This window comes from Desulfosarcina ovata subsp. ovata (assembly GCF_009689005.1).
In the GTDB taxonomy this organism is placed as follows: Bacteria; Desulfobacterota; Desulfobacteria; order Desulfobacterales; family Desulfosarcinaceae; genus Desulfosarcina; species Desulfosarcina ovata.
The window spans coordinates 5,792,254-5,808,705 of sequence record NZ_AP021879.1 but is presented as its reverse complement, the minus strand read 5'-3'; the positions used below and the strand labels follow the sequence as shown (position 1 = coordinate 5,808,705).

The 16,452-nt window shown below is 57.7% G+C and carries 17 protein-coding genes and 1 tRNA gene; 4 read left to right on the top strand and 14 right to left on the bottom strand.

Going from position 1 to position 16,452, the window contains the following annotated elements; all coding sequences use genetic code 11:
* Window positions 1–25 precede the first annotated feature (25 nt).
* From GN112_RS25420 to GN112_RS25405, 4 genes are all read left to right on the top strand, one after another.
* A complete protein-coding gene (locus GN112_RS25420; RefSeq protein ID WP_155312748.1) occupies window positions 26–1,369 on the top strand; it encodes a sigma-54-dependent transcriptional regulator in 1,344 nt (447 codons plus the stop codon).
* Entirely contained in the window at window positions 1,366–1,920 is a 555-nt protein-coding gene (gene rsmD, locus GN112_RS25415; protein ID WP_155312747.1) for a 16S rRNA (guanine(966)-N(2))-methyltransferase RsmD, read from the top strand. The genes GN112_RS25420 and rsmD overlap by 4 nt, the downstream gene beginning before the upstream one ends.
* 64 nt (window positions 1,921–1,984) lie before the next feature.
* Complete coding sequence (gene coaD / locus GN112_RS25410; RefSeq protein WP_155312746.1) at window positions 1,985–2,467, top strand: pantetheine-phosphate adenylyltransferase; 483 nt, start codon at window positions 1,985–1,987, stop codon at window positions 2,465–2,467.
* Window positions 2,468–2,470: 3 nt separating this feature from the next.
* On the top strand, window positions 2,471–3,370 hold the full coding sequence (locus tag GN112_RS25405; protein WP_155312745.1) for a selenium metabolism-associated LysR family transcriptional regulator: 900 nt from the start codon (window positions 2,471–2,473) through the stop codon (window positions 3,368–3,370).
* 9 nt (window positions 3,371–3,379) lie between these two features.
* Here GN112_RS25405 and GN112_RS25400 read toward each other — a convergent pair whose 3' ends face one another.
* The 14 genes from GN112_RS25400 to GN112_RS25335 form a co-directional block, all read right to left on the bottom strand.
* Entirely contained in the window at window positions 3,380–4,204 is an 825-nt protein-coding gene (locus tag GN112_RS25400; RefSeq protein ID WP_155312744.1) for an MBL fold metallo-hydrolase, read from the bottom strand.
* A gap of 2 nt (window positions 4,205–4,206) precedes the next feature.
* Window positions 4,207–4,665, bottom strand: a complete 459-nt coding sequence (gene dut / locus GN112_RS25395; RefSeq protein ID WP_155312743.1) for a dUTP diphosphatase — start codon at window positions 4,663–4,665, stop codon at window positions 4,207–4,209.
* Window positions 4,666–4,750: 85 nt separating this feature from the next.
* Entirely contained in the window at window positions 4,751–6,022 is a 1,272-nt protein-coding gene (locus tag GN112_RS25390) for a M16 family metallopeptidase (protein WP_155312742.1), read from the bottom strand.
* Complete coding sequence (gene pnp / locus GN112_RS25385) at window positions 5,997–8,096, bottom strand: polyribonucleotide nucleotidyltransferase (RefSeq protein WP_155312741.1); 2,100 nt, start codon at window positions 8,094–8,096, stop codon at window positions 5,997–5,999. Before pnp ends, GN112_RS25390 begins: the two co-directional genes overlap by 26 nt.
* 63 nt (window positions 8,097–8,159) lie before the next feature.
* Entirely contained in the window at window positions 8,160–8,297 is a 138-nt protein-coding gene (locus GN112_RS25380; RefSeq protein WP_155312740.1) for a hypothetical protein, read from the bottom strand.
* A gap of 1 nt (window position 8,298) precedes the next feature.
* Window positions 8,299–8,568, bottom strand: a complete 270-nt coding sequence (gene rpsO, locus GN112_RS25375; RefSeq protein ID WP_155312739.1) for a 30S ribosomal protein S15 — start codon at window positions 8,566–8,568, stop codon at window positions 8,299–8,301.
* A 127-nt stretch (window positions 8,569–8,695) separates the two neighbouring features.
* On the bottom strand, window positions 8,696–9,601 hold the full coding sequence (truB, locus tag GN112_RS25370) for a tRNA pseudouridine(55) synthase TruB (protein ID WP_155312738.1): 906 nt from the start codon (window positions 9,599–9,601) through the stop codon (window positions 8,696–8,698).
* Window positions 9,586–10,578, bottom strand: a complete 993-nt coding sequence (locus GN112_RS25365) for a DHH family phosphoesterase (protein ID WP_155312737.1) — start codon at window positions 10,576–10,578, stop codon at window positions 9,586–9,588. Before GN112_RS25365 ends, truB begins: the two co-directional genes overlap by 16 nt.
* On the bottom strand, window positions 10,544–10,930 hold the full coding sequence (gene rbfA / locus GN112_RS25360; RefSeq protein ID WP_155312736.1) for a 30S ribosome-binding factor RbfA: 387 nt from the start codon (window positions 10,928–10,930) through the stop codon (window positions 10,544–10,546). Before rbfA ends, GN112_RS25365 begins: the two co-directional genes overlap by 35 nt.
* Window positions 10,931–10,993: 63 nt before the next feature.
* A complete protein-coding gene (locus tag GN112_RS25355; protein WP_155312735.1) occupies window positions 10,994–11,281 on the bottom strand; it encodes a DUF503 domain-containing protein in 288 nt (95 codons plus the stop codon).
* A gap of 8 nt (window positions 11,282–11,289) precedes the next feature.
* A complete protein-coding gene (gene infB / locus GN112_RS25350; RefSeq protein ID WP_331457544.1) occupies window positions 11,290–14,160 on the bottom strand; it encodes a translation initiation factor IF-2 in 2,871 nt (956 codons plus the stop codon).
* Between the two features lie 61 nt (window positions 14,161–14,221).
* The gene (nusA, locus tag GN112_RS25345) at window positions 14,222–15,646 is read right to left on the bottom strand and encodes a transcription termination factor NusA (RefSeq protein ID WP_155312734.1); all 1,425 of its coding nucleotides are present in this window, start codon (window positions 15,644–15,646) and stop codon (window positions 14,222–14,224) included.
* Complete coding sequence (locus tag GN112_RS25340) at window positions 15,646–16,194, bottom strand: ribosome maturation factor RimP (RefSeq protein ID WP_155312733.1); 549 nt, start codon at window positions 16,192–16,194, stop codon at window positions 15,646–15,648. Before GN112_RS25340 ends, nusA begins: the two co-directional genes overlap by 1 nt.
* A gap of 161 nt (window positions 16,195–16,355) precedes the next feature.
* Window positions 16,356–16,431 (bottom strand) — tRNA-Gly (locus tag GN112_RS25335).
* Window positions 16,432–16,452: the final 21 nt, after the last annotated feature.

Here is a 16,452-nt window from a genome sequence, read left to right as displayed (position 1 = left end):
ACCGACTTGAAAAGGAGTCCCACACATGTTTCCCTCCATCTTGATCGTCGATGACGAACCATCGATCGTCCAGTCCCTGAGCGGGCTTCTCTCCGATGAGGGGTTCGAGGTGATTACCGCCAGCAACGGCTATGAAGCCCTTAAAACCATCGATGCCGAGTCACCCGATCTGGTTCTGCTGGACATCTGGATGCCCGGTATCGACGGCATCGAAACATTGAAAGAGATCAAAAAAAACCATCCCGCCCTGCCGGTGATTATCATTACCGGGCACGGCAATGTTGAAACGGCCGTGAAGGCCACCAAACTGGGGGCATACGATCTGATTGAAAAGCCCCTCAACATCGACAAAGTCATCGTGGCCATCAACAATGCACTGAACTTCCGCCGTCTGGAGGAGGAGAACCGCTACCTGCGGAAAAAAACCATCGAGCGCCACTCCATCAGCGGGAACAGCCCGCCCGTGCAGGCACTCAAACAGCAGATCGCCACCGTTGCACCGACCGAATCCTGGGTGTTGATCAAAGGCGAAAACGGAACCGGCAAGGAACTGGTGGCCAGAACCATCCACCAGCTCAGCCCCCGCGCCGAATCACCGTTGATCGATGTCAATTGCGCCGCCATTCCCGAAAGTCTCATCGAAAGTGAGCTCTTCGGCCATGAGAAGGGATCCGTTCCCGGCTCCAGCACCAAAAAGCGGGGCAAGTTCGAGCTGGCCAACACCGGGACCATCTTCCTGGATGAAATCGGCGACATGAGCATAAACACCCAGGCCAAAATCCTGCGAGTTCTGGACGAGAAGAAATTTCAACGCGTGGGCGGCGGCCGTGACCTGACCATGGATGTCCGGGTCATCGCCGCCACCAACAAGGACCTGGAGGAAGAGATCGCCAACGGCCGTTTCAGGGAAGATCTGTACTACCGCCTCAATGTGGTTCCCATCGAGGTCGTGCCCTTGCGTGAACGGGCCGATGACATCCCCGTTCTGGCAGATATTTTTCTTGCCGAAGCCGCCACCAGCAACCGCGAAAAGCGCAAGGCCATCGCCCCTGACGCCATGGCCGTACTGGCCAAGTACAGCTGGCCGGGCAATGTGCGCGAGCTGAAAAATCTCATCGAACGGTTGGCCATCATGGTCGAAAACGATGTTATCCTGCGCCATGACCTGCCGGCGCAACTGTCCGATCCGAAAGCAGCTGCCGGAGAACTCTTCTCCATCGAAGACCTGGAGTCGGCCCGCCGGGCCTTCGAAGCCGAGTACGTGAGCAAGAAATTGGCCGCCAACGACAACAACGTGGCCAAAACCGCCAGGGCCATCGGTGTAAAGGCCACTTATATCAAATCCTTATTGACATCCGGCGAAAAATGAGAGTCATCAGCGGCCGGTTTCGGGGACGACGCCTGGTTGCCCCCGCCGGCATGGGGACCCGCCCCACCACCGACCGGATCAGGGAATCGCTGTTCAACATTCTCGGCCCCAGCCTGCATTCAAAACAGGTCCTGGACCTGTTTGCCGGCACCGGCGCATTGGGAATCGAAGCCCTCAGCCGGGGTGCTGCGGCTGCCGTATTCGTAGACCAGGCCAAGGCGGCCCTGGCGACCATTCGTCGCAACCTCAGGCAGCTTCAACTGGAAGGAGTCACCCGGGTGCTGCAGTGGGATATCCGCAGAAACCTGAACTGCCTGAAGCATGAACGCCACCGGTTCAATCTGGTTTTCATGGATCCGCCCTACGAGACCCAAGCGGTGGTGCCGGCACTGACCGCACTGCTGCAATGCGGAGCAATGGCCGACGATGCCCGGGTGATTGTCGAGCACAGCCGGCGGGAATCCCTTGACCCGATTCCGGCGGGGCTGATCCTGAGCGACCAGCGTCAATTCGGGAAAACCCTTGTTTCCTTTTTGAATACCGTGTTATAGACCGTTTTCAAAATACTGTTTAGGCCTATTTCGTATCCGCTGAATAGAACCGCTGGGAGTACATATGCAACGCACCGCTATTTACCCCGGATCTTTCGATCCGGTCACCAACGGCCATATCGACATTGCCAAACGAGGATTGAAACTGTTCGACCGAATCATCATCACCATTTTACACAACCCGGGGAAAAAATCCCTTTTTACCGTCGAGGAACGGCTGGAAATGCTCAATGAGTCCATGCTGGGAATCGACAATATCGAATTTGACACCTTTAACGGCCTGCTCGTGGATTACGCCCAGCAACGCAAGGCCAGCGCCATCCTGCGGGGCATGCGGGCCGTTTCCGACTTCGAGTATGAATTTCAGCTGGCCCTGATGAACAGGAAGCTCAACCGTGAGGTGGAGACCGTTTTTCTCATGACCGGGCTGCGCTGGATTTTCACCAGTTCATCGATCATCAAGGAAGCCGCCCGTTTTGGCGGTGACATTGCCGATATGGTGCCCCCCGGGGTCAACCAGCGGCTGAAAATCAGATTCGGATTTTAACCCATGGACATCTGGCAGTTGCACATCTTCTGCAAGGTCGTGGACCTGAAGAGCTTCTCCCGGGCCGGACGCGCTGTGCACCTCTCCCAGCCGACCGTCTCCAGCCACATCAAAGACCTTGAGGATCACTTTGACTGCCGGCTCATCGACCGGCTGGCCAAAGAGGCCCTGCCCACCAAGGCGGGACGCCTGCTCTACCGCTATGCCAAGCGGATCATCGCCCTGCGCGACGAGACCGAAAGCGCCATGGCCGAATTCAAGGGCAAAGTCAAGGGCAGTCTTGATCTGGGTGGCAGTACCATCCCCGGCGCCTTCGTGTTGCCGGCCATCATCGGCGCCTTCACGACCCGTTTTCCGGAAGTCAACGTCAGCCTGACCATTGCCGATACGCGGCAGATCATCGACGCCATTCTCTCCGGTGATCTGGAACTGGGGGTGGTCGGTGCGGTGGCGGATAATGCCGCCATCGCCCAGGAAAAGCTGGTGGAGGATGAGATGTGTCTGGTGGTACCGGCCGGCCACCGCTGGTCGACCAGGGATCAAATCACGCCCGAAGAACTGTTCAGCGAAGCCTTTATCATTCGTGAACAGGGGTCGGGCACCCTGAAATCGATCCAGAACAGTTTTTCAGAAGCCGGATTGAATTTCGCCGAATTGAAGGCGGTGGCGCGCATCGGCAGCACCGAAGCCATCCGCCAGGGGGTGAAAAACGGAATGGGCGTATCGATTCTCTCCGCCATTGCCGTCTCCGACGATGTGGCTGCGGGCCGCCTGAAAACTCTCGCCATCAAGGGCCTGAATCTCAAACGGGCGTTTTATCTCACCCATCACCGCCAGCGAAGCCTCTCCCCGTTGAGCCGCGCCTTTGTTGATTACGTCAACAACCATCCTATCAAATCGTAAAACCGACGATTACTTCAAGGCCAACACACCGCTGCCCATGGCCTGGGAAGCCACATGCAACCGGGCACAACGGCCGTTCAGTACCGGTTTGATCGCCTGCCGGGCTTTTTGCGGGGTATTGTTCTCCTCGCTCAGGTGCGCCAGCACCACATGCTGCAGGCCGTCATGCAGCAGTTCCGTCAATAGCCCGGCGGCATCCTCGTTGGAGAGATGGCCGCTACGCCCGCGGATACGTTGCTTCAGGGGCCAGGGATAAGGACCATCAATCAACATCTGCGGATCGTGATTGGCTTCAAGCATGAGCAGGTCACAGGCCGCCAGATGGGTCCTGACCATCCCTGTGACCACGCCCAGGTCGGTGGCCACCCCCACCTTGGCACCGTTTCCGGAGATGGTGAAGCCCGCCGGGTCTTCGGCGTCATGGGAGATGGAAAAGGGGTGAATGGCCAGCCCACCGATTGAAAAGGGTTCTCCACAGGCAAAGGGCTGGATCCCGTGCAGGCGGCCCAGCGATTTTTCGGATGCCTGCCGGGTCGCGTCACTGATATGCACCGGCAGGTCAAAGCGCCGCGACAGCACGCCCACGCCATGGATGTGGTCGCGATGTTCATGGGAAACCAGGATGGCATCCAGACCCTTCGGATCCAGCCCGTTGACCGCCATCCGGCGCTGAATTTGCACCCCGGAAAGTCCGGCGTCGATCAGGATGGCGGTTTGCCCGTCGGATACCCAGGTCGCGTTGCCCCGGCTGCCGCTGGCCAGGACGCACACCGACAACCGGCAAGCGGCTTGGGCAAGCGGTGGTGATGTGTCGATGCCTTTCTGCCGGCGCATGCTCAACGCCCCGTATGGCCGAAGCCACCGGCACTGCGGTCGGTATCGCCCAGCCGCTCGACCACGTTGACACGGGCCTGCCAGACTTTCTGGATCACCATCTGGGCGATGCGGTCTCCCCGCTTGAGGGTCACCGGTTCCGCGCCCAAATTGATCAGGGCGATTTTCACCTCGCCCCGGTAATCGGCGTCAATGGTGCCCGGGGCATTGATGATGCCGATGCCATGCTTGACGGCCAGGCCGCTGCGGGGTCGAATCTGGGCTTCGAATCCATCGGGCAAAGCCATGGCAAAACCGGTGGGCACCAGACGAATCGCTCCGGGGAGCAACTCCAAGTCCGCCTCCAGGGCCGCACAGATGTCCATCCCGGAACAGCTTTCGGTCATGTAACGGGGCAGTGGCAGATCACCGTTTTTGTCAACATCCAGCCTGAGAAAATCAACCGTAATGGTCGTGTGCATGGCAACCGTCCAAAAAGAGAAGAAGATGAAAATTGTGGGTTGTGGGTTGGCAGGCTCTAAGCGGCCGTTATCGGAGGGGCCGGGCTCAGAAGCCAATCCGGCCGGCCGGATCGCTACGCTCGGCCCGGGGGCCGAGCATGGTCAGGGCCGGACTGCCACTGCCCCACAACGCATTGGCCAACGCGAGAATGTCGTCAGGGGTGACCGCATCGATCCGATCGATCACCGTCTGTATGGGAACATGGTCCCCGAAATAGAATTCGTTCTGCGCCAGACGCATCATCTGGTTGTCCGGACTCTCTTCGGCCATGAGCAGGTTCCCCGCGGTGAACGCCTTGGCATCACGCAGTACGTCAACGCCAACCGGTTCGCGTTTCATCTGTCGGAGCTGCTCCATAATCAGGTCGATGCTCTCATTCGCGTCTTCGGGGGCCACGGCCGTATAAACGCCGAACATCCCCGTATCCGCATATGAAGTGAGAAAGGAGTAGATGGCGTAGGCCAACCCGCGTTCCTCCCGAACCGTCTGGAAAAGCCGCGAACTCATGTTGCCCCCCAAAATGGTGTTGAGCAGCGAAGCAGCGAACCGGCGGGGATCGTTCACCGACACACCGGACATCCCCAGGCAGATATGGGTCTGCTCCAAATCCCGGTGCCGCAGGGTGGTATCACAGCCGTCGGTGGGCGTGCTGCGCGGCGCAAAACCGTTGCCCGGCGCAATGGCCGCAAAAACCGGGGCAGTCAAATCGACAATCCGTTCGTGGGTGACATTGCCGGCCACGGCGATAACCACCCGCGCAGGCTGATAGAGGCGACGAAAAAAATGCCGGATCTTGCGGCTGTCGAAACCGAGGATATTTTCGCGGGTACCCAGAATCGAGCGCCCCAGGGGATGGCGGCCCCACAGGGCCGGGCCGATCATGGTGTGGACCCACTCTTCCGGACTGTCCTCGACCATGCCGATCTCCTGGAAGATCACCGGCCGTTCCCGCGTCACCTCATCGTCATCAAAGACCGAATTGAGAAAAATATCGGAAAGGATATCCACCATGGTCGCAAGCTGCGTATCCAGCACCCGGGCATGATAGCAGGTGTGTTCCATGGAGGTGAAAGCGTTGGACTGACCGCCGATGGCGTCAAACTCTTTGGCAATCTGGAAGGCACTGCGTTTGAGCGTGCCCTTGAAGATCATGTGCTCGATAAAATGGGAGAGCCCACTTTCGGCATCACTTTCGTCACGGGCCCCCACGTGAACCCAGACGCCCATGGAGACCGAGCGCACGTGGGGCATGGTCATGGAGACGATGCGGACACCGTTCTCCAGAACAGTTTTATTCACCGTTGTTGCGACGTTCATCTTCAAGCACGGCCTTATGGCTGAGGCGGATCTTGCCGTCCTTGGAAATTTCCAGAACCTTGACCTTGAGCATGTCGCCTTCCTTGACCACGTCGGTCACTTTGGCCACCCGGCGGTTGGCCAGTTGGCTGATGTGGACCAGCCCGTCGGTACCGGGGACGATCTGGACAAAGGCGCCGAAATCGGTGGTTTTCACCACCTTGCCTTCGTAAGTCACGCCCACTTCGGGTTCCATGGTCAGCGACTCGATCTGCAGGCGGGCGGCATCCCCGTCCTCGGCGGAGGTGGCGGCGATCTTGACCAGCCCGCTGTCATCGATCTCGATTTTGGTATTGGTCTCGCTCTGGATGGCGCGGATCACCTTGCCGCCAGGGCCGATGATGTCACGGATCTTGTCCGGATTGATCTTGATGGAAACGATTTTGGGGGCAAAGGGAGAGATGTCGTCACGGGGCACGGACAGGGCGGCAAGCATCTTGTCGAGAATATGCAGGCGCCCGAGCTTGGCCTGGGCCAGGGCCTTTTCCATGATCTCCCGGGAAAGCTCGAGGATTTTGATATCCATCTGCAGGGCCGTGATGCCTTCGGCCGTACCGGTCACCTTGAAATCCATATCACCGGTGTGGTCCTCGTCCCCGAGAATATCCGAAAGGATCACCACCTGGTCGCCCTCTTGGACCAGTCCCATGGCGATACCGGAAACCGGCGCCTTGATGGGCACGCCACCGTCCATCATGGCCAGGGTTCCCGAGCAAACCGTGCCCATAGACGAAGATCCGTTGGACTCCAGCACCTCGGAAACAAGGCGAATGGTGTAATCGAAGACCTCCTTGTCGGGCAGAACCCGCTCCAGGGCCCGTGTGGAAAGGCCGCCATGGCCGATATCCCGACGGCTGGGGGCTCCGACGCGCTTGACCTCGCCCACCGAGTAAGGAGGAAAATTGTAATGCAGCATGAAGGGCCGGTTTTCTTCACCGCTGAGGGTCTCGACGCGCTGTTCGTCACCGCCCGATCCCAGGGTCAGAATACCCAGCACCTGGGTCTCACCGCGGGTAAACAGGGCGCTGCCATGGGGCCGGGGAAGAACACCGACCTCGCAGGTAATGGGCCGGATTTCGTCGAATTGGCGATTATCGATCCGGCGGCCTTCCTTGAGAATCATGTCCCGGCAAATCTGTTTCTGCAGATCACCCAAAATGGCCTTGATCTCATCCCGCCGGTCGGCGGCCGCATCCTCCAGGCTTTCGATCACCTGGGCCTTGGCCGCCCGCACCGCGTCGTAGCGTTTCATCTTTTCGGGAATGGTCAGCGCTTCACGCAGCAAGGCGGTCGCTTTCTCCTCGACCACCGCGGCCAGGGCCGGATCTTTTTCGGGCGGCACGAACTCCCGTTTGGGTTTCCCCATGGCCGCCTTCAACTGCTCCTGGGCATCGATAATCGGCTGGATCGCCTGGTGACCGAAGAAAATCGCTTCGAGCATGTCGGACTCACTCACCACATCGGCGCCGCCTTCAACCATCACCACACCGGTTCGGGAGCCGGCAATAATGATGTTGATATCGCCGGCGGCCATCTGCTCAAGGGTCGGGTTGGCGATAAACCGGCCCTCGACACGGGCCACGCGAACTGCCGCAATGGGACCGGCAAAGGGAATGTTCGAAATTTCCAGTGCCGCCGAAGCCCCCACCATGGCCAGCACATCCGGATCATTCTCCTGATCCATTGAGAGCACCGTGGCAATCACCTGGGTCTCAAAACGGTAGCCTTTGGGAAAAAGCGGTCGGATGGGACGGTCAATCAGGCGGGCGGTGAGGGTTTCCTTCTCGCTGGGCCTGCCGATTTCACGGCGGAAATAGTTTCCCGGAATCCGGCCGGCAGCATAAACCTTTTCCTGATACTCCACGGAAAGGGGCAAAAAATCGATATCTCTTTCGTCATTGGCAGAAACAACGGTTACCAGAACAATCGTGTCCCCGTATTGCACCACAACAGATCCGGAAGCCTGTTTGGCAACCTTGCCTGCCTGGATGCTGAGGGTCGTTCCTCCCACATCCGCCTTGAATGTATAATCCATTTAGCGTCTTTCTCCTGATAAAATTGCGGCAAGGGCGAAATCGATGCGCCCATTGCCCGTAAATCACCGGTCGCTGCGCCGGCCACCCGATGAGGGCCACAGGCATCCGGACGACCTGGCCGGCAGGCGTACCGCCAGCGGCCACACCGGCACAACCGGCGAAAGGGATTCGGCAACGCCGTGTTGCCGATATCGAGACACCTTAGCGCCGCAAACCAAGGGTTTCGATGATGGAACGGTAACGCTGCACATCATTGCGTTTGACGTAGTTGAGCAGTCTGCGGCGTTTACCGACCAGCATCAACAGTCCGCGGCGGGAATGGTGATCTTTTTTATGCACCTTCAGATGCTCGGTCAGGTAGGAAATCCGATGGGTCAAAAGCCCGATCTGAACCTCCGGAGAACCGGTATCGGTGTCGTGCTTTTTGTATTTTTCAATCAGTTCTTTTTTGGTTTCTGCGGTAAATGTCACTGTTCTCGTCCTCCTTGAAATAGTTACTGCATCCTATTTTGGGTTAGCATCCAGAGTCCCGACCGACAGCGGCTCCGGCCTGCAGAATCATGTCGCATACCATTCGATAATCCTGTAACTATCACCTTTATGATGATAAAACACAACAATAATTATAGCTGTCCGGCGGCGTGGCATCCAGTACGGCAATCAAGCGGCCATGGGGATCGACAACCTTGAACGCCCCGTTTTCCACAGGCGGCGGTACAGGGAAATCGGTGCCGGCCAGCTTCATGCCGTTACCGATCTTTCTGGCCAGGACGGCGTCGGCCGCCATCGCAGGCATGCGCGGCAGGGCCGCGACCATGGGAATCACCGTCTCTTCAAGGCGGCCCTGCACCCGACACGCTTCAAGCGCCTCCAGCCCCATGGCATCGTCGAGCGTAAAACCGCAACTGGCGGTTCTGCGGAGCCGCAAAAGATGACCGCCGCAGCCCAAAGCCCGCCCCATGTCCGCACACAGGGTGCGCACATAAGTACCGGCCGAACAGGACACCGCGAATCGGACGACCGGCAGATCGACCGAAAGAATCTCCAATCGGTCAATCCGAACCGGCCGGGCCGGCTTTTCCACGGCCACGCCCTTACGCGCCAGTTTGTAAAGCGGCGTCCCCTGGTGCTTCAGGGCCGAGTAAACCGGCGGCACCTGCTCGATCTCACCGACAAATCGCCGCGCCATCGCATGCACCCGCTGCGCGGTAACGTGGCCCAACGGCCGGCGACAAAGGACCTGTCCGGTGGCATCCTGGGTATCGGTCTCGGCGCCCAGCAACAGTTCCGCCGCGTAGGATTTGTCACCCTTGAGCAGAAATCGGGAAAGCCGAGTGGCCCGGTTGAGGCAGCAGACCAGAACACCGGTGGCAAAGGGATCCAGCGTTCCCGTGTGTCCAACCTTCCTGGCACCGAAAATTTTCTTGACGCGCGCCACAACGCCTGCCGAGGTGACACCTTCGGGCTTGTCCACCACCACCAGCCCGCTCAGTTTATCTGGCATGATTCGCCAAATCCGTCGGAAAGGTTGTAAATGGTCTGCTTCAGTTCAGCAAGGCTGGACGCCATGGAAAATCCGGCCGCACCGGCGTGCCCGCCACCGCCAAAGGTCGTCGCGATACGGGATACGTCCACACTGCCGTCGGAACGCAGGCTGACGTGAAACTGTTTTGGGCCGCCTTTGGCTCCGGGTCCATTTTCCAACTCGTGGATCAGGGCGGCCACCTTGACATCCCGAATCCGGCGGGCATAGTTGATCAGGCCGTCGGCATCTTCGGGTTGGGTTCCGGTATCGGCCAGCATCTCCTGGGTGACCGTCATGATGGAAAGATACCCGTTATTGGAAATCTCAATCGAATCCAGAGCGAGGTTGAGCAGCTTGATGCGTCCCAGGGAGTAGGTGCCGTAAACGTGCTGGGCAACCGCCGAGGGTTTCACGCCGGCGGCCACCATGGCCTCGCAGATGGTAAAAGCCGCCTGGTTGGTATTGGAAAACCGGAAAGAACCCGTATCGGTCAGGATGCCCGTATAAATTGCCGTTGCAATGGACGCATCGATTTCAAGTCCCATGGTCTGAATCAGCCGATAGATAATTTCAGACGTGGCACAAGCATCCACATCCACCAGGTGATATTGTCCGAATCGGCTGTTGGTGGTGTGGTGGTCGATGTTGACGATGACCGGTATGGTCTTGATGGCATCCGCATTTGAACCCACCCGGTTCAAGCTGCCGCAGTCCAGAATCACCGCCGTATCGAAGCGCGCCGGATCCGGAAGCTGTTTCTGGATGCGATGGACCGATGGCAGGAACCGGTAAACCGCAGGAATGGAGCTTTCGTTATGCAAGGTCACCTGTCGGTCCAGTTTCTCAAGGGCAAGTCCCATCGCCAGCAACGCACCAATGGCATCACCATCCGGATTGGTATGGGAGGCAAGCAGAATGCGTTCACTGCTCGTCAGCTGTTGAATTATCTTTTTCATCGTCGGTTTGTATGGATTTCAGCACCCGGTTGATTTGGGCACCATAATCAAAGGACCCATCATAAAAAAATTTCAGATCCGGCATGTACCGAAGGCCCAGTTCTTTTGCCAGCGCCCGTTTGATAAACCCCTTGGCGCTTTCGAATCCTGACAGGACGGTCTCTTTTTCCTGAGCACCGCCCGGCGTTGAAACATAGATCTTGGCAATGCGCAGATCGCGACTCAGCGTGACGCCGGTAATGGTGGCCTGCGCCAGCCGTGGGTCGTTGACCCCCTTCTGAATCAAACTGGCCAGAACGCGCTGGACTTGCCCACCGACCCGTTCCGCTCGATTAAATGTTCTCTTTACCACGTTGGTCACAATTCCATTTGGTTCACGGCAACGCTCGCCGGCCCCTGGCGGCCGACCCGCCGATCACAGGGATATAATTTCCAAATCGGTCTCAATCATCTCCGCCAATCCGAGATCTTCAACAAAATTGAACAGCTTGTCCAGCTTGGCATTGATCAGACGGCGGTCGTTGCCAACCATGCTGACGCCGATGGTGGCCCGCTGGTAGATGTCATTGTCGGCCACCTCGGCCACAGAGGCGTTGAAATGGTTACGGATACGGGCAACCATGGCCTTGACCACCTTGCGTTTCGCCTTCAGCGAGTGGCACTCATGAATCCGGAAGACCATGCATCCAACACCAACCACCATTTTGGAGATTACTCCACTTCAGGCCGAATCTCTTCCAGGAAGTAGCTCTCAATGACATCGCCGATCTTGATGTCATTAAAGTTCTCGATGCCGATACCGCACTCGTAACCCGACTGGACTTCTTTGACATCGTCCTTGAACCGGCGCAGGCTGCTATTCTTGCCTTCATAGGTAATGATCCCATCCCGAAGCAACCGCATGAGCTGCCCCCGCTGCATTTTACCATCGGTCACATAACAGCCGGCAATGGTTCCCACCTTGGGCACATGGAATGTCTGACGAACCTCGGCACGCCCGAGCACCCGTTCTTCATAAATGGATTCCATCATGCCGACAATGGAATCCTTGACCTCTTTGATGACGTTGTAAATAACGTTGTGAAAACGCATATCCACGTTCTCTTCGGCGGCCAGATCCTGCACCTTGGCGTTGGGACGCACGTTAAATCCGATAATGATGGCATTGGAATTAGCAGCCAGAAAAATATCCGATTCGGTGATGGTTCCCGTAGCCGCATGCACCACATTGATGCTGACCTCATCGTTGGACAGCTTGACCAGAGAATCCCGTAACGCCTCGATGGACCCATCCACATCCGCTTTGATGATCAGGTTGAGATCCTTGACCTCGCCCTGTTGCATCTTTTCGAACAGGCCTTCCAGGCTCAGGCGGTTGGTCTTGGCCAGTTCCTTGGAACGCTGCTTCTGCATGCGGTGCTGACTGACCTGGCGGGCGTCCTTTTCATCGGCCAGGGCAACCAGTTCGTCGCCGGCCATGGGAACTCCGGAAAGGCCCACAATCTCCACCGGCATGGACGGGCCGGCCGACTCGACCGTACGGCCCAGATCATCCTGAAGCACACGGATTTTGCCATAGTGCATCCCGCAAACGATTGAATCACCGGCGCGTAGCGTACCGTCCTGCACCAGTACGGTGGCCACCGGGCCGCGACCCGAATCCAGTTTGGCTTCGACCACGTGACCGCTGGCCAGTTTGTCCGGGTTGGCCTTGAGCTCAAGGATTTCCGCCTGCAGCAGAATCATTTCCAATAATTCGTCGATGCCGGTGTTCTTTTTGGCGGACACCTGCACAAAAATGGCATCCCCACCCCAAGATTCGGGCATCAGCCCATGCTCACTGAGCTCACGCTGGACCCGGTCCGGATCGGCATCCGGTTTATCCATTTTGTTGATGGCCACAATAATCGGCACACCGGACGCCTTGGAGTGATTGATCGCCTCAACGGTCTGAGGCATCACGCCATCGTCGGCAGCCACCACCAGAACCACGATATCGGTCACCTTGGCCCCGCGTGAACGCATGGCCGAGAAGGCTTCATGGCCGGGTGTATCCAAAAAGGCGATCACCCCCTTTTCGGTCTGCACATGATAGGCACCGATGTGCTGGGTGATCCCGCCGGCTTCACCTTCCGTAACGCGGGTCTTGCGGATCACATCCAACAGCGAGGTCTTGCCGTGGTCGACATGGCCCATAATCGTGACCACCGGCGGCCTGGGCTGCAGCTGGTCGGGATTTTCCTCCTCGGTCTTCTTCAGAATCACCTCTTCCTCAAAGGAGGCCTTCTCCACCTCGTAGTTGAACTCACCGGCCACCAACACCGCCGTCTCATAGTCGATGGTCTGGTTCACCGTGGCCATGACGCCCATACCCATGAGCTTGACAATCATCTCATTGGCTTTGATCCCCATCCGTTTGGCCAACTCGGACAACACGATGGTTTCGTCCACCTTTACCCGGCGCTTGATGGCCTTGGCAGTTGTAATCTGGGTTTTCTGGCCCACCGGCGTGGACTTCAGTTTGCTACCCTTGCGGCCCTTGCGGCCACGCATTTTACCGGTGTAGAGTGCAGCCCCTTCGACGATTTCCTTCTTCCTCAGGCCACCTTTTCGTTTCACGCCACGCCCGTCGTCGGCAACCGCCTCCTTTTTCCGCCAGCCTTTCTTCTTTTTATCCTTGGTGGTGGATGACGTTTCATCGGCACCCGGCCCTGCCGGATACGGCGTGGCCTGGCCACCCGTCGGCGTGGGATGCCCCGACGGTTTCAAGGAAACTGCTGGTTTTGTGGGCAGTTTGATAATTTTGGCCGGTGTATCCTTCTTAACCTTTTTGGCCTTTGCCGGGGGTACTTTGACAGGGGCTTCGGCTTTGGGCGCATCAGCAGCCTCCTCATCTGTGGATGGCGCCACATCGGTCTCCTCGGCAGGGGGGGCTGCCGCCTGGGTAACCGCTGAAGGCTCGTCATCCTCGGACGCCGTCAGTGCTGACGGTTCGTCCAGCTCTATGATTTCCGGCGGGGCCGCTTCAACGGCTGGGGGTTCCACCGGCAGTTCCTCCGCCTCCGCCACAGGGGGTTCCGGTTCAGAAACGGATTCCATCTCGGGTTCGGGTTCGGGCCCAGGTTCAGTCTCCGCTTCCGGTTCCACCGGCGGAGCGTCTTCCGGAACTTCGGGTTCAGGCCGTGAAATGATCTTGGCCACTTCCACCGGTTTCGCCTTTTTCACCACCGGTTTCGGCTCCGGTTTGGCTTCCGCGGTGACTGCCGCAGGCGCGTCCTCTTCCGGTTCGGCCGGGGGGGGCTCCGGTTCTGATTCCGAAACGGATGCGGCCTGTTGGACGTCGTTCTCCTGAGGGGTGGCGATTTTACGACGGCGGATCACCGTTGGGCGAACGCGTTTTTCCTCAAGCTGATCGTCCTTCTCACCGAAAAGCGCGGATTTGATTTTCGCCACTACATCTTCATCCAGAGAGCTCATATGGCTGTTGACTTCGATATCAAGGTCCCGGATCTTGTCCAAGAGTTCCCTGTTCGTCATGTTAAGATCTCTGGCAAACTCATATACTCTGATTTTTGCCACCATTCCCCCCCAATCATGTTATAAGCACTTTTCGCACTGTTGCCGTGTTCATCGAACCGATCCGCTACTGCCCGTCTTCCAAGGGTTCGGCGTCAGGCGCCACCGTTTCATCGGTCGCTTCGCCCCCTGCATCCGCCGGTTCCGGCTCCGATGCCGCTTCTTCTGTCTCTTCCGCGTCAGCTTTTTCAGCTTCAGCCGCAGCTTCGGCGGCCTGCGCCGCTTCGATTCTCCGGGCTTCGGCAAGCTGAGCGGCTTCGACTGAATACTGCTGGGCACTTTCGATGAGCAAGGCCGCCTTTTCCTGCCCAATACCACGAATGTCGGTCAATTCATCGACCGTCGACTCGGCCAGTTCTTCGGCGGAATAGATCCCTTTTTCAACAAACGCATCCGCCAGGCCACTGCCGACACCGGGCACATTGACCAGCGATTCGTAGCCTTGTTTCATCATCTCATCGTACCGCGATTCGGAATTGACATCCAGATGCCAACCGGTCAGCCTGGAGGCCAGACGCACATTCTGGCCCCTTTTCCCGATGGCCACGGAAAGGAATTCATCGGGGACGATCACCTCCATGGACCGGTTCTCTTCATCAATGATCACCCGTGCAATTTCAGCCGGCGCCAGGGCATTGCAGACGTATTTGGCTGCATCCACATGCCAGGTAATAATGTCAATCTTCTCACCGCGGAGTTCCTGAACGACATTCTGCACCCGGCTGCCTTTCATGCCGACGCAGGCACCCACCGGATCAATATCCGAATCATTGGAGGAAACCGCGAACTTGGCCCGGCTTCCCGGCTCCCGCGCCGCGCCTTTTACCTCCACGATGCCTTCACTGATTTCAGGCACCTCGGTTTTGAAAAGGTTGATCAACAAATCCGGATGGGTTCGCGAGAGAACAATTTGCGGTCCTCGTGTATCGTAAAGAACATCGAGAATCAGCGCCCGAATACGGTCACCCCGACGATAGTTTTCGCGGGGAATCTGCTCGCGGGTGGGCAGGATGGCTTCCGTGGATCCCAGGTTGACGATAATGTTGCCGCGGTCGACCCGCTGGACGATACCGTTGATCACTTCCCCTTTTCGGTCGATATAGCTGGAGTACACGGCGTCCCGCTCGGCATCCTTCATCTTCTGGATAATCACCTGTTTAGCAGATTGCGCGGCGATGCGGCCGAAAGAGGACGTGTCCATCTTGGTACCGAGGCTGTCACCGACCTCGCAATCGGGATCGAGATTGCGTCCTTCCTCGATGCCGATCTGCAGGTCCGGCTCGGTCACTTCCTCGACAACTTCTTTGAACTGGAAGACTTCGATCTCACCCGTGTCAGGACTGTACTGCGCTTCGATGTCGACTTTGCTGCCGAATTTCTTCCGGGCAGCGGAACGCAACGCCTCTTCCAGGGCGCGGATTAATATTTCCACATCAATGCCCTTGTCCCGGCTTACCTGCTCGACCACACGTTTGATATCTGCTATAAACATCAGTGTTCTCCGTTATAATTGATCAGTCGTGCCCGCGTAATATCATTAAATTCCAGACTGACCGTCTCGTTACCCACCTGCAACAGGACTGTTGTATCGACGACGCCGGCAAGAATGCCGGTAAAATTTTTGCGGCCGTCGATAGCCGCAACAACCCTTATTTTAGCCCGATGCCCCTTAAACCGGGTAAAGTCCGCCAGTCTCCCCACCGGCCGGTCGATACCCGGCGAGGAGACCTCCAGCCGGTAGGGGGGCAAATCCCCTGCATGAACATCCAAAATATCTTCCAGCTGTCGGCTCATCTCGACACAGTCGTCAAGGGTCACCCCGCCGGGCCGATCCAGGTAGATCCGGAGCGTCAACCCACCGGGTTCACGCTGGTACTCGACGTGCACCAGCTCAATTCCCTCGGCACGGCACAGCGGCTCAGCCAGACGGGTAATCGATTCCACAAAAACACGCTGTCGTTTCAGGCGTTCCGCCTCTGACAGGTGGGGCTTGGCCACTGCCCCGGCTTTATCTTTTGGCTTCCTGGCGCGTTTGGCCATTTTCTCACCGAATCAAAAAAACAAAAACGGGCGAGGCGCCCGTTTCCATTTTCAAACCGATTATGGATACCGTCATCTACCAGTCCATATAACCACGTCGGACGAGAAACCCGCCCTTATTCCAGTAACCGCTACCGGAACAGACGAAACCGGACTTGAAATGGAGCGGGCAACGAGATTCGAACTCGCGACACCAAGCTTGGGAAGCTTGTACTCTACCAACTGAGCTATGCCCGCTCACCAAAGTATATTAATTAA